The sequence below is a fragment of the Prevotella communis genome (assembly GCF_022024115.1).
GTDB classification, from domain to species: domain Bacteria; phylum Bacteroidota; class Bacteroidia; order Bacteroidales; family Bacteroidaceae; genus Prevotella; species Prevotella communis.
In genome coordinates, this window is record NZ_CP091792.1 from 557466 (window position 1) to 571925 (window position 14460).

At 48.3% G+C, this 14460-nt stretch carries 8 protein-coding genes; all 8 read left to right on the forward strand.

Annotated features, from left to right (window positions below; all coding sequences use genetic code 11):
• Positions 1-17: 17 nt before the first annotated feature.
• The 8 genes from L6468_RS02300 to L6468_RS02335 are packed head-to-tail and all read left to right on the forward strand — an operon-like array spanning position 18 to position 14459.
• Positions 18-1406, forward strand: a complete 1389-nt coding sequence (locus tag L6468_RS02300) for a fimbrillin family protein (protein WP_237794729.1) — start codon at positions 18-20, stop codon at positions 1404-1406.
• A complete protein-coding gene (locus L6468_RS02305) occupies positions 1390-2682 on the forward strand; it encodes a fimbrillin family protein (RefSeq protein WP_237794732.1) in 1293 nt (430 codons plus the stop codon). Before L6468_RS02300 ends, L6468_RS02305 begins: the two co-directional genes overlap by 17 nt.
• Positions 2683-2721: 39 nt before the next feature.
• Positions 2722-4908 (forward strand): fimbrillin family protein, encoded by a 2187-nt coding sequence (locus L6468_RS02310; RefSeq protein ID WP_237794734.1) that lies wholly within the window; start codon positions 2722-2724, stop codon positions 4906-4908.
• 9 nt (positions 4909-4917) lie between these two features.
• Positions 4918-6969 carry a fimbrillin family protein gene (locus tag L6468_RS02315; protein ID WP_237794736.1) on the forward strand — a complete coding sequence of 684 codons (2052 nt, stop codon included), beginning with the start codon at positions 4918-4920 and terminating at the stop codon, positions 6967-6969.
• A 15-nt stretch (positions 6970-6984) separates the two neighbouring features.
• Complete coding sequence (locus L6468_RS02320) at positions 6985-8841, forward strand: fimbrillin family protein (protein WP_237794738.1); 1857 nt, start codon at positions 6985-6987, stop codon at positions 8839-8841.
• A 31-nt stretch (positions 8842-8872) separates the two neighbouring features.
• A complete protein-coding gene (locus tag L6468_RS02325) occupies positions 8873-10048 on the forward strand; it encodes a fimbrillin family protein (protein WP_237794739.1) in 1176 nt (391 codons plus the stop codon).
• 7 nt (positions 10049-10055) lie between these two features.
• On the forward strand, positions 10056-12764 hold the full coding sequence (locus L6468_RS02330) for a fimbrillin family protein (protein WP_237794741.1): 2709 nt from the start codon (positions 10056-10058) through the stop codon (positions 12762-12764).
• A gap of 18 nt (positions 12765-12782) precedes the next feature.
• Positions 12783-14459, forward strand: coding sequence for a hypothetical protein (locus tag L6468_RS02335; protein ID WP_237794743.1), 1677 nt, complete (start codon positions 12783-12785; stop codon positions 14457-14459).
• Position 14460: the final 1 nt, after the last annotated feature.

Sequence of the window (14460 nt, forward strand, 5' to 3'; positions counted from 1 at the left end):
AAAAACCATTAAATACAATGATGAAAAAAGTAACTATTTTCGCTGCAATTGCTATGACCATGGTTGGTTGTAGTAGCGATGAGTTGGTAAACAGCTCAACTGAGAACAAAGAGGCTCCTATCGCCTTTAGCGTGGAGAAGAAGAACATTACCCGTGGAGACCAGGCAACGACTCTGCCCTCTCTTGAATCTACAGGCCACTACAATTTTGGTGTGTGGGCTTACAAGTATGGCGCAGGCCTGAGCACTCAACTGGTGATGGACAACTATCTGGTAGGTTACTCTAATGGATCGAATGAGGGTTACGACAAAACCAATGCTACCACTTGGGCTAGTGCCATCGGTACTGAAACCGACCACACCTCTCCTTGGTTCTACGAGTATCTTGGAACTGATGAATACAAGTATGATGGTACTGCAGGTTTCTACAAAGCATCTCAGAGTGCTTACATGTCTGCCAATGCCAACCAGTATCTTCGTTATTGGGACTTGGCTTACACCAACACCAACTTCTATGCATACGCTCCATATCGTGCCACTGGCGTTAGTTTCAATGAGAGCACAAAGAAAATTACTGTAGCCAACACCGCTCAGGTAGCTGGTTATAATGACCCCTCACTGCAGGAGTTTATGTATGCTGGTGCTCAGGCCACCAATGCTGATCTGAAGGACGTAAAGTTGAAATTCAAGCACCTCGGTGCTCAAGTAAACCTGCGCTTCTACGAAGATGTTCGTGGCTACAGAGTGGAGATCATCGATGTGACCGACCCTAACACCGGCATTCAGGCAACTCCTGCAACCACAGATGGCACGACCTACGCCAAGGCTGATTATTACACCACCTGTGGTGCAACCATCGACTTCACCACTGTTGGCAATCCCACTGCCACCGTTGACCACAGCACTGCTTCAACGACTCAGGACAACCTGAAGTTCGTGATTCCAGCCGGAACTGAAGACGGACTGACTTCATACACCTCAAAGCTTAGCACAAACTACAATGTGATACCTGAAGCAGTAGCAACCGGCAACACACAGAACTATGCTAAGTCTTCTACCATTTATTATCCTGTAGCTCAGCCCAAAACCAGCAAGGTTGGTTTCACCTTCCACGTCTCTTATAAGCTGATTGCTGAGGACAACGGCGAGGAAATCACCGTTCACAATGCACGTGTATTTGTACCTGCAAAGAACGGTTCAGAGTTTATCGCCGCTTGGCAGCCTAGCACCAAGTACACCTATACTTTCAAGATTACTAAGGATTCTAAAGGTACAACCGATCCTGATGATACTACTATTGATATCACCAAGCCTGATGTGCCTGCAACTCCTACTGTTTATCCTATCGTATTCGACGGTGCTACTGTTGAGGATTACACAATCCAAGAAAATGGCAGCAATTTCTAATCACAGAATCAACAAAACACTAAGTTGGTGGACTGGCGCACTCCTGTTGTGCGCCAGCCTCACCGCTTGTACTTCAGACTCTACTATCCAGGAAGAGGATGTGGACGACGGCAGTGTGCCCATGCAGTTCAGTCAGGCTGTGATGAGTGCACCAGTAAGACGTGCCGCTTCCACTACAAACTATCTGACACAGGGCTTCCTCGTAAGCTGTTGGAAGGGCTTTGGCTCTTCCAAACAGGCTCTGGTGATGGATAAGTATGAGGTAAAATACAAAACAGACCCTTGGGCTAATCTATCTAAGTGGGACTATGTGGGTTCTACTGCCGAGGGCTACCGCAAAACACAGATAGAGCGTTATTGGGACGCCTCGGCTTTCCCCTACCGCTTCTATGCTATCAGTCCATGTCCAGTTGCTGCTGATATCGATAACTTCACGCTAACAGATACAAAGTTGGAGATTCCAACTACCACAACCTATGTTTACCAGACATGCAATAACGGCGTATTGACTGCCGGTGCAGAGCCTTATATGCCTGCACAGGTAGAGTGCCCTAATGGTTCAAACGAGCAGGATGTTGACCTGCTTAATAAAAAGGTAATTAGCAAGGACCGTACGCAGAATGGCGCTACAACTACGTACGACCGATACGTAGCACTGCCCTTCCACCACCTGACGTCGAAGGTGCGCTTTGCCATCTACAACAACTACGGCAAGGAGACACCTGCCAACTTCTACATATATAATATAAAGGTGAAAGTTGTTTCCGACAACTTCATCACCGAGGGTCACGGCTACACAGCCGACCTCGCCGGCAGCGATATGCTGCATGGCTCATTCACTACTACAACAAAGGCAACCTCTGAAGCAGAAAGACTATTGCTCCAAACCGATGACACCAAGCAGGGTGACCTGAATAAAGCCATTGACCGCGAGCATGCCTATTACTGCGAATGTACAGATGGTATGCTGCAGATTCCACAGACAGGTATAAGGATGACCATCTCGTTTGATGTCTATGGCCTTGACTATAAGAGCGATTTCACCAGTGCCGATGGTCATATTGTGTATGACAAGGCCACCAAGACCATCCACTACACGGATATCGCTATCAAAGACGACAAGAATAATATCGATTCCTTCGATTGGGAGTCGAACAACATATACACATACGTCCTAAAAGTATCAGAGTTCTATCCGCTGACCATCGACTTCAGTGCTGAGCTCACTCCTTGGACATATGTCTACGGCAATATCGAGACAAATCTCGAAAAATAAATCACTCAGAAATAATAAATAAAAAAAACATAAACGAAAATGAAAAATCTTTTCTACCCGCTGCTTTTCGCTACCGCTCTGGTATCAGCAGCATGTTCAAATGACTTGGAGAACGATGGCAATGCCACCGATCCCAGTAACAAAACAGCCATCTCGTTTGTAGGCGAAGACAACGCTGCTGCACTGACTCGTTATGGCTTTGCTGCTAATACCCACATTGCCATGCACATCCGTAGTAACAAAAACGGTTCTACTACCGATGTCCGCGAGACACGTACCGTGGCCAACGCTCTGGCAGATGCAACACAGTCAGACGTTTCATTCTCAACGATTGAGGCTCCCATCGATGAAAACGTACGCTATTGGGACGATGCTTATGGTCGCAGTGCCCAGCTGTCTGTGTTTGCCGTGGCTGTTCCTGGAAAGGGCAACACCCTAAAGAACAACAGCACCTCGCTTACCGACCTCCTCGCTGGCAATGGTACCAATGTTACCTGGAGTACTGGTGCACTGTCTGAGGAGATTGCCTGGACTGTATCTGCAGACCAGAGTGGTGCCGACGTGATTGCCAATGAGGACCTGACCTATAGCAACAACATCAGTGCTAATGGAAAGGGTGGCGCTAAGTCATACAATTATACAAGCAGTGCATACGATGCAACAAATAATGGCTGCCTGCAGTTCCGTCTGAAGGACGCCAACATGCAGGACGGCCCTGGTAAGTTTGACCAGGGTAACCTGAAGTTCAACCACGCTCTGAGCCGCATCACTGTTAACCTTGTTAAGGGTACTGGCTACGGCGAAAGTTCTTTCTCTTTTGCAAAAGATACCAACATCAAGATTTTGAATGTACCTACCGCAGGTAAGCTGGATATTGAGCAAGGTACATGGGCTAACGAAACAAGCAGTGCCATCAACAAGATGGCTACAACTACCACACAAAGTGGTGCTGCATATTCTTTGATGGCACAGATGCTGCCTGGCTACACTTTCAATGAGGGTAGCGACGTCAACGTGCTGGAATTTGTGATTGACGACAACAAGTATTTTATTACCCAGGGTATGATGCTCGATGCATTGAATCAGGGACAGAATACCTCTGTTACTTCTCTCGAAATGGCTCAGGGCAAGAACTATGTGTTTACCATCACTGTCGGAAAAAGTAAGATCATCAACGTGACGGCAACACTCGAACCATGGGTTGATGTGGAGGCTGCCAATAAGGATATGGACAACTCGCACATCGAACTGAGCCTCTTTAAAAACAATGATGGTACTGCTGCTGATCATTTCGACCTCTATCGTCTGAACGACGAGTCTGCAGAGATTAACACAGGTGCAAGTGAAGCAAAGAACTGGAATGGTAACTATACCGACAAGGCTGGCCTTACACAGAATGGCAACATCTGGACTACCGACTGGTTCTTCGAGAACAACAAGTCATTCTATCACTTCCGTACAGTCAACGAGGGAACAAAAATTGAGGGAACTACTGATAATGCTGTAGATGACTACTTCGTTATTACCTCTGGTACTCAGGCAGACCACGATTATCACTGGGGTGCTCCCTTCCTCACCAGCACAACAAGTCCTATTCAGTACAGCAAAACAGAAGGTTATGCAGCCACACTAAGCCCTGCTATCGGTGCTACCAACTCTACCATCAACATGACAGAGCTGCACATGATGAGTAATATCAATGTGGTGCTGCGTACGACGAAAACTTCAAATGCTGTTGCTCTCGAAGACAACGGAAACCAGTGCGAAGTATCGCTCACCTATTTCTATGCTAATGGTCAGGTAAAGATGGGTAATGGTCTGGTAACTACAACAGGCAACCTCACTACCAGCGCTACATTCACTGCTCCTACAGCAGGTATAGACGATAAAGACGCAACCTATAATAAGACAGGCGCCTTCACCTTTGCCGTTGTTCCTCAGGCTCTGACACGTGCTACCGGCGACAACCTCTATGTTGGCATTACCATCAAGACACCCGACAACAACCAGTACTACGTGGTTAAGTCGCTGAGCGATATTAACGCAACAACTAACGGAGGCAGTCAGAACCAGTCTAAAGACGAAAAGGTTGTTTTCTGGTACCCCAACCACAACTACACCTACACCTTCACGCTCACCAAGGCTGGCATCAGCAATGTGACTTGCACCGTGGAAAAATGGGTTAACGTAACTGCTGATAACAAGGATATTTCTCTGGAAGACTAATTCTCTGTAATGACAGGAAAGAAAATTATATATGCATGCATGACCTCGTTGGTGCTGGCAGTCGCTGCCTGTACCAATGAGGATATGGATGTATCGCTCAACCATACTGCCGAAGGTGCCATAGACCTCAGCGTGGGCGTTGAAGCTACACCAGCAAGGCGAGCCTTGACTCGTGCCGGTGGCGCTACGTCAGCGTACTATGCCATGAAGGCTGGTACGCAGGTGCGACTGAAGGTTGACGGCCGATGGACAGGAAAGACACCTGAGGCCATCAGCCAGAAGACCACCTGCAAGACTATCGCTGCAGAGAGCGGCTCGGCCGTCAACGCTTTGTCGTTCACCGAGGACGAGATGCTCTATTGGGACGACTATGGATCGGGCGATCCTAACAATAAGACTAACACAGACCAAGGCCTGAATGTGCTGGGCGTTGCCGTTGATGGTAAGGCAACTGCCCCCACGATTGCTGACGACAGCCAGTGGGAGAGCCTGCCTTGGGATGTTGTCACCGATGGCGAGGATGTGCTCAGTGGCGACATCATCGTGTCTAACAACCTCACTGCCTATCAATTTGCGAAGCGCAACGACGACGAGGCTAAGAAGATGATCTTTCAGCATCCACTGAGCAAGCTCACTTTCAACCTGACAGCTGCCGACGGCTTTACCAAGGGAACCGTAGGTAAGACTAGTTATAAGTTCGAGAAGGACCCCACGGTGACGTTGACCAATGCCAACACGCTGGCTGGCATCAGCGATGCAGCCAACGACTATGCGCTGACTAAAGGTACGGTAAGCATTGCCAGCGCCCAGGCCACAAGCGACGGCACAAAGGCTACCCTCGTTGCAGGAACCACCAGCATCACAGATGCTAACATCACCGTGATTAAGCAGGCCGTGGTCTATCCCGGCACTCAGTTGGGAGCAGATGATGATGCCGTGATTGCTATCGTAAATGCCGACGACAACATCTACTATATCAGAGCGAAAGAGATACACAATGCCATCAAGACCATTGGTGGACATACCGATTTCAAGACACTCCCAGGCTATAACTATATCATCAATGTGACCGTCAAGAAAACCGGCATCATCCTGACCGCTTCGGTAACGAAGTGGGTGGATGTCGATTCAGAAGAGGTTCATCCTGAAATCAACATGACCACCAAGGTGGGCAGCGACAGTCATGATGAGCTTCCCGCTGGTTTCAACGGTTTCGACCTTTGGCTGAACGACCACGACATTGCCAAGGACTATACCAATGTGGCAACACCGACGGTGAACACAGCCGGCGAAGTGGTGTTCGCTCATACGCTGTATTGGGTTCACCACTACCAGCACCTGCATTTCCGTGGTATCTATCCCACAAACACTGTGGTCAAAGAGGATGCCACCGACCAACACCAGTATGTGGAGGTGGCCAATGGTGCCTACGATGCAACGACATTCCCCAGCAATTTCGTGATGGGTCTGCCTGAGATGGCCGAGAACACACCATGCGGAAACCCCGACCATGCCAATGTCTATATGGACCAAGAGGGCATCTGCGCCCGCAAGGCACCTATCAACCTGAACTTCCGCTATATGATGAGTCAGGTAGAGGTAACACTGAAGTCAAGCGCTGAAGGCTCTGACAACTATGTAGACCTGACCAATGCCGAGGTGGAATTGGTGAATGTTGGTACCAAAGGACATATCCTGCTAAGTGACCGCTCTGCAGTGGTTACTACGTATGCAGACGAAGAAACGCTTCATAGTATAGACAGCAAGCACTATCATGGCATCATCGTGCCGCAGTTATTTGAGAATAGCAAAGGCAAGTTGAAGTTTAAGATTACTGTGTATAGCGACTCAACAAAGACCAAGAAGGATGTGTATTATGCAGAAGTAGCATCAATTAAAGTGAAGGAGAAGGGCTCTACCGCTTCTGCAGCACTAACCGATGCATGGAAGTCTGGTACCCATTACGTATATGATTTGATGATTACCAAGACAGAAATCTCTGCAACGGCTTCACTCACCGACTGGACAACAGTAGAAGGCAGCCAAGAGGTATGGTTCTAAACAAACAGTTAAGTAATGACAATTAATAAATATATCATACTCGCACTATCAATCCTGACGTTTGCAGGTTGTTCCAGCGACGATGACTTCTCGCAGGAGCAGAGCCGTCTGCCCTTGACGTTCGAGACGAGTCTGTCGGGTAGCCGTTCTGTAACGCGTGCTGTCGGTGGCTCCTTTGACACTGGTGATAAGTTGCTGTGCTATGTACGTCATATCTATAGTACGGATTTAAGTACAGACAAGAACTATCTGGAGGTTGATCCTTACAAGAAACTTGTGACTATCATAGATGGTGAACCTACGGAGAAGCTCTATTGGGACGATTTCAGCGATAATAATAGTGATGGCCATTATCTTCGTACCGCTAATCATGCCTTGCAGTCATTCTACGGCTACTGCTATAATGGCGGCGAGCCTACAACTGCACTTGTTAATGCTACTGGCGTTCTTGGTTGGACAACAGCAGCCGACCAGACCACTGATGGCGATATGAAAAAGAACGACCTGCTTTGGTCTCCTGCCCAGAATCCTGTAACATACGTGCATGCAAAAGAGAACCGTGAAGGTTTGTCCATCCCTTACACCCACGCCATGAGCAAGTTCACTATTGTGGTTGTTGCGGACGAGGGTTTTGAGGCAGACGATTTAAATAACGCGACGGTAACCCTGAAGGACATGAATAAGGTGGGTACCTTTACCGCGCCGACCTCTACAGTGGAGGCAACAGGTACTACCGATGTACATATGTATGCTAATGCAACAGATACAGAGAAGTCTTCTCGCGCCTACGAGGCCGTAGCTGTACCTATGTTGGAGATGACGAAAGACCAGCTCCTCGCTACTATCAACGATGTAGATGGTAATAACTATGAGGTGTATTTGACTGATGCTATCCTGACAGCATGGACTGACGGCATTAAGGAAAACAAGAGCCAGAGTGGCGTCAACTACAAACTCACCATCACCCTGAACAAGCAGACTATCACTGTGGTGGCTACATTGGCTGACTGGACCGATGTAAGTGCTACGGGTACAGGCGAGATTAACTTCACCGCCGACGTAAAGAGCATCGACAAGGATAATGCTGGTCTGACGGATGGCGATGCCTTCACGTTGTGGAAGATGAGTGCTCTGACAAAGGAGGCTTTTGCCGAGGCCAAGAAGACCATCGCTACCTACAGCGGAAGCGCATTTACATACGACAAAAAGCTCTATTGGGATAAAGCTTCGGACGATTCCTACTTCCGTGCTTTGGCTAAGAAAGAAACAAAGCTGACGGCTGTAGAAGATACAACCCTTGCTCAGGGCACTGACCTGCTATGGGGAACCACTGCGGGGCACACTGGCACCGAGGCTAATGGTACTGAGCACAAATACGAAGAAGGTGTTGCCATCAACCCACGTACGGGTGCTGTACCCCTGATCTTCAAGCATGTGATGAGTAAGGTGGTTGTTAATCTTGAGACAACTGATGATGCTTCGCAGGTAGTAACCACCGGAGCTACTGTCACCATGACGAAAGTCATTGATAATGGTACGATGAACATCTTTACCGGAAAGGTAAAATCTGGCGATAGTAAATCTGATGTTGTCGTGAAGAATAAAGACAATACCATCACGGAAGCCATCATGGTGCCTCAGGAGATTAATGATAAGGCTAAGATTGTTATCACGCTTGCCGACAGCACCACCTATTCCCTGTTGCTTAATACTTGTGAGGACAAAGATAAAAAGGCCGTGACGGATTGGTATAGTGGCAACCTGTATGAATACACCATTACCCTTAAGAAGGAGGAGATTCAGTTCCGTGTAATGGTCAAGGACTGGGAAAGGAACATTGGAAGTGGTAATGCCACGCTCGACTGGGACTAAGCCCGAAATGATAGGATAACGAATAGTGATAATGACAATTAGAAAGTATCTGTATATTGCTTTTGCACTGCTGGTGGCCAGTTGCTCTGAGACTGAGATTGAAGAATCTCAGGACCCGGTACGAAGTATGCCTGTGCTCTTCTCTGCCGGTAATACCGAGGCAACCGTTACCCGTGCCACCGCATCCTATATGCCTAAGAACAGCCATTTTGTCTGCTCCATGTTCTTCCATGCCGGTGTAAACGATACTATCGGTTCTGAGTTTGGTGCTCCTGTAGCCGATGTCAACATGACCACAGCCTGGCTGAAGATCAGTAACAGCACGGGTAATGCCGTCTATTGGAATAAGGCATACTCCGAGGTAGTCAAAGATAGTCTGGATGTCTATGGCTTCAATGTGAACTCCAAGTGTTTCTATTGGCAGAACCGCTTGAACCATATCTTCCTGGCGCTGACAGACAATAATGATCTTGATGGGAGCATTAGCAATGGTTCCCTGAAAATCTATCCGGATGTCACCGATAAATATAAGGATAAGTATATGCTGGCCTACGATCTGACAAGAGGTGATAAGACGTCGATGGCGGAGCAACCAGACCCCATCCTGGCATTAGAGACTGCACGTCCTTCTGGTGGTACTCCCGAGGCCAACCGTGTAAAACTGTTCTTTAAGCACCAGTTCGCACAGGTACAGGTCAACCTGAAGAGCTCGTTAGACCAGTCTGCTGTAATTGACTCAGCCTGGATAGAGCGTGTTGAACTGCTGGGCGTGGCCGAGACGGGCTATGTGCCTTATTGCATCCTGTCCGACGGTACGCTTCCTGCCGCCACCTCCCTTCCCATCAATGTTGACGATAATAAATATCAGTCCACAATAAAAGACAATCCTTATGGTTCTTCTTTCAACATGTTCAAGCGCTCAACACCTGTGGGCGGCTATCTCAAGTCGTTCGAGTGTATTGCCTTCGGTACCTTGCAGGGTATCCGTATCACCTGGAGAGAGTCCGACGCTGCCGATGCCGTCAAGCACGTGACCACCTATAAAGGTGTGAAGAACCTGACGCTGAAAAGTGGCACTAAGTATATCTACAATATGGAGTTGCGCCGCAGTCTGATAGCAGAGGTCACTGCCAAAATCAAACCCTGGGAGATGGATACAGCCAACTATTCTGCTGATGGTACGATAAAGGACGATAATCAGAACTAAGAAAGACATGAAGAGAAACTATCTATATAAACTATCACAACTGGTGCTCATGATGACCTTCATCCTTGGAATGACAGGTTGTAATGAGACCATCGACAGCCTCTTCTCCGATGGCATCTCCGAGGGTGAGGAAGTGATGTTTACCACTTCTCTGCCTGGTGCTCCTGCCACCCGTGGCGCTCATGAGGATTATGAGGAGGAGATGAATAAGTACCAGGCTGTTAATAAGGCTTATGAGTTTACTATTGACATGTATGCCGATGGTAAGGTCATTGGCACGGGCACCTATGGCCCTGACACCTTAAAGACTGATGGCACATTGAGTCCAAAGACCGGCCATACGCCGCTATATTGGTCCAGCACCACCGTACCCTATGCCTTTAAGGCCGTTGCCGGTACGGAGGACCTCTCACCTGTTCAGAACACTCAGAAAGACTGGCTGCAGCAAGACCGTCTGGAAGGCTATGGCTATGTGCAGTTGTGGGATGAGAATAACAATACCCCCACAGACAATCTGGATGCCCTGAATTATCACACTGCCAAGGAGTGGAAGGCGCTGAACAATCAATCCAAGATGGTGAGCGATAATAACGACTTAAAGAAGATACCGCTCTATCTGCAGCATAAGCGCTCGCTTATCAGCATCATTCTGAAAGCTGGCGAGGGTGTGACTCGTAAAGCCCTGGCTTATGATGTGGCAGAGAACGACCTGAGTGCTAAGATTTTCTCGTACGACACTGCGGGTTCGCCTATAGAGATTATGCCGCTGGCTAAGGAGGAAAAGATACATTACGATAAAGATAAGAACGGTGGGGCAGAGGATAGTGTGAGCACCACGCGCTATGATGCGATTGTGTACCCCTATGATTACTCTGCCAATCCTTCTACAGACCTCATTGCCAGAATAAGTCTTTCCGGTCAGCATTATTCGTTCTATGCTCAGAACGACTATCTGTTTGATGACCCGGATAATCCCAGCAAAGCCAGTTATCGACTGGAGCCTGGCAAACGTCTTGTTATCACCGTCACCCTGAGTCGTGACAGTCGTAAGATACTGATGTCGGCCTATGTCGAGGATTGGACAGAAGAGGTGACCAACACCATTTGCGATGACTATGGTAATGCTGGCGAACCTATCAAGATCAGTAACCGCACAGAACTCATAACCTTCCTGGAATCCGACGAGAAAAACAAGCCCGGTAATGTGGCACTTGTAACAAATAATATTGATTTGCAGGATTGGCCCAGCACCTATGACCTCTGTTGTACGTTGAATCTGGGTGGTAAGACCATCATCAGTAACCACCGTTTCCTGAACTCACTTCAGGATGCTGCCACTCTGCAGAATGGTACCATTCAGATTGGTGGTGTCGTCGATGCCGCTGTAGCAGAAACCAACAAGGGTGCTATTGAGGATGTCCGCGTGACGACAAAAGATGCAGAAGCCCATGCCACTGCCGCAGGTGTGGTGGTCAACAACACTGGCACCATCTCGAAATGTCATTCCGCCTTGAGAGTGTCAGATGGTACTGTCGATTACGTGGGTGGTATTGCCGCTACTTCCCTTTCCGCAGAAAGTAAGATTGCCATTATCGATGGTTGCACCGTGACCAATCGTGTGGATGGTGGCAGCAAAAAGGGTGGTGGTATCGTGGGTATGGCTAATGGCTACATCAACAACAACACCTTTGAGTATGGCATCACCCTGAATCAGGACAAGACGCAGTTCAAGAATATCGTGGGTGAAAGAAACAACAATCATGCCACCCTCAATGTTGAGAACAACGCCTGGCCCACGGTTGATGATAATTCCTTTGGTGAGAACCGTCCTAACACCAATGCCTTTGAGAATCCCTACTCAGGCATCATCGATTGTGAGGATGAGTTGGAGGAATCAACAACATCAACAATTTACAATCAAGACAAAAAGCGTTATCGCCTGGCAAAGGATATTACCGTTCAGAAAAACACCGGCGACGTGAAATACGAACTGGATGGTAATGGTAAGACCATCACCACCAAGGCCATGATCTTTGATGAGGTCACAGGTATCATACACAACTTAACGGTTGATGTAATTGCCAATTTGGAAGCCACTCAGGATGCGACACAAGCTACAGATGGTATCGCACCTTTAGCCTTTGCCGTACATGGTGATGGGGCCGAAATCAGTAATATCAAGGTGAAGACCCTCAACAATACGGTCATCAAAGCCTCTAACCCCGCAGGTGTGGTGGTCTGGGCTTACGACAATGCCATTGTCAAGAACTGCGAGGTATTGGTGAATCTCTATGCCAATGTGAGTACATCTGTCACGCAGGGACGTAAGTTCACTGGTGGTATTGTCTCTACATCATCAAAGGCTACAGTTACCCAATGCATCATCCATTCTGGCAGTAAGTTTGATGGCACTGGCGCTTCGGTCATCTATTGCGGTGGTATCGTGGGTGGTATAGAGAACAAATCAAATTCAAATAACACGTCAGAACTGACCATCACCGACTGTACCAGTTTCATCACCTTGACACAGGATGAAAAGCACGGAGCTATCTTAGGCAGTGCTAATGTGGGTGCAAGTACTGTGATTGCCACCTCAAAGACCTGTCAGGGCAACTGGTGGCAGGACAATTGCAATGGTGTGGGTACACCAAAAGACAGTGATGAGTCACTGATTGGCAAACGCAATGCCATCACCCCAATGGAAAAGGATTTTTAAGTGAATATGATGAAGAGAATGATAAGATATATCCCACTGGCTCTGGGCTTCATGCTCTTAACGGCATGCAACTCGCAGGATGAGGCGCTTTCCTCTGTTGATGACAGCGACATCATCCATGTGGGCGGTGTGAGTACCGACGATATGGTTACCACGGCTGCTGTAACCCGTGCTACCGTGGCTGCCGAGACCGTCGACTGGCTGAAGGCTGGCTTGCAGAAAGGAATGACCATCAACTACTATCAGGATACTGACGCCAAGCAAAAGGCGCAACTGAAGCTTGACGAAAATGGTAAATATAGTCTGAAGGATGCCAACGGGAAATACGCTAAGTGGCTGGGCAACGGTGCCCATTTCTTCGAGGGCGTTTATGTTCCCGCAGGCCTGGGCAAAGACGAGCCCCATATCTACGACTCCCTGAGTCATTATACCGCCGTACCCCCTTCAACGAAGATTGCTGCTACCGTAGGCCGTATCACCATCCCCCTGCAGCATCGCCTGGCGCGTGTGGTGGCCTATGTACTGATAGACAAGACCATGAATGCCACCCTGAAGGGTTTTGATACAGAGAACAACGATAACAACGAGAACGTGGAGAACACCATGCTGCGTTTCTGTAATGTCCAGACCCTTGATTATGTCGAGAACGAAAAACCTGTGTGGAAAACAGAGCGCAAGGCCATCCCGCATTATCTGGGTCAGGAAAGCGTGAAGTTGTATAAGGAAAAGGCAACGGGCAAGTTAGTCTTCCCCATTGATGACAACTATGCGGATGCCGCTGCCGATACCAAAAACTACACCTGTCTGGATTACGGCATGTGTCCCTACTATGATCTCATTGTCCGTCCCACTTATACCGTGAATAAGGATAAATCCAATGTGATGTTCGATGAGGCTGTGCAGACAGCCAGCGGTGAGAACAATATCGATTTCGAGCTCACGCTGAGTAACGACCTGGAATACGAGAAATCCTTTACTTTCGACCTCAACGCCAACGACGAGACGGTGGTCTATCTGCGTGTCAGTCCCGAGCGTATTGACTATAACAGTGCCGGTTCCCGCTTGTGGAAGGAAACCAGCTATCCTGATAACTATTACGGCGTGAACAACCAGAACGGCAACAACCTGTCCGTAGCAGGCAGCAGTTGGCAGCGTGCCTATACCAACAGCACACTGGAAACAGGAGTTACAGACGGACATTTCTACAATGCTGACTTAGAAGACGATTCTGCGCAGTATGTGAGCGATGCCCGATGGATTCATATGCTCCTGCAGGCCTATCAGGGCGGTGCGCATCATGGTGACTATTTTATCCTGCAGAAGGATATCACCATTAATACAGATACCTGTCATTTCCCCAAAGACTTTACCTTCACGGGCCATCTTGATGCACTCGACCACAAGATTACCATCACAGGCAAGCGCGCTTATCTGTTTGACGGCTTGAACGGCGAGTACACCACTGCCCAGGAGAGCGACAAGAACGCCACATGGGAGGCGAATGTCCATCTGGAGGGCGGCTCCAAGAACGCCGTATGGGTACCCACCTTAGGCTGGCGTGCAGAGATTGTCAATACCAACGTCATTGGCGCATACCTGTTTAAGGAGAAAGCCACCATCACCGGTTATGTAAACAACTGTACGGATAATAAAGGTGCAGTTACCAATTACACGCCCGCCATCCCAACATATTAAG

What these genes read in the sequence shown, in the direction of transcription:
- L6468_RS02300 (WP_237794729.1), top strand. Translation starts at nt 18, where the DNA reads ATGATGAAAAAAGTAACTATTTTCGCTGCAATTGCTATGACCATGGTT.
- L6468_RS02305 (WP_237794732.1), top strand. Translation starts at nt 1,390, where the DNA reads ATGGCAGCAATTTCTAATCACAGAATCAACAAAACACTAAGTTGGTGG.
- L6468_RS02310 (WP_237794734.1), top strand. Translation starts at nt 2,722, where the DNA reads ATGAAAAATCTTTTCTACCCGCTGCTTTTCGCTACCGCTCTGGTATCA.
- L6468_RS02315 (WP_237794736.1), top strand. Translation starts at nt 4,918, where the DNA reads ATGACAGGAAAGAAAATTATATATGCATGCATGACCTCGTTGGTGCTG.
- L6468_RS02320 (WP_237794738.1), top strand. Translation starts at nt 6,985, where the DNA reads ATGACAATTAATAAATATATCATACTCGCACTATCAATCCTGACGTTT.
- L6468_RS02325 (WP_237794739.1), top strand. Translation starts at nt 8,873, where the DNA reads ATGACAATTAGAAAGTATCTGTATATTGCTTTTGCACTGCTGGTGGCC.
- L6468_RS02330 (WP_237794741.1), top strand. Translation starts at nt 10,056, where the DNA reads ATGAAGAGAAACTATCTATATAAACTATCACAACTGGTGCTCATGATG.
- L6468_RS02335 (WP_237794743.1), top strand. Translation starts at nt 12,783, where the DNA reads ATGATAAGATATATCCCACTGGCTCTGGGCTTCATGCTCTTAACGGCA.